Source organism: Gilvimarinus sp. 1_MG-2023 (genome assembly GCF_030548285.1).
Genome location: NZ_JAUOSC010001204.1, coordinates 1 through 260, shown reverse-complemented (window position 1 = coordinate 260; position 260 = coordinate 1). Strand labels below are relative to the sequence as shown.

The 260-nt window shown below is 58.5% G+C and carries 1 protein-coding gene; it reads right to left on the bottom strand.

Annotated elements, in window-relative coordinates; translation table 11 throughout:
* Nucleotides 1-31 precede the first annotated feature (31 nt).
* On the bottom strand, nt 32-260 hold a 229-nt coding region (locus Q4563_RS20680; protein WP_303605851.1), incomplete at its 5' end, for a helicase C-terminal domain-containing protein.

Below are 260 nucleotides of genomic sequence, written 5' to 3'. Positions count from 1 at the left end.
GCCCACTATCGATCCAACAGACACAAGCGGCTCACATTCGCCGTAACGGCGGTAACGAATCCAGCAACAGCTTGCCATAACGAGTGGTCGTAAGGCGTCGGTCCAGAATACTGATACGGCCACTGTCGGTTTCCTTGCGAATCAGTCGGCCACAGGCCTGCACCAGCCGGATCGACGCCGCAGGCAAGGTCAGGTCCATAAACGGATTACGGCCGCGGCTTTCCAGCCATTCACTGGTGGCCGCCTGAATCGGATCATCC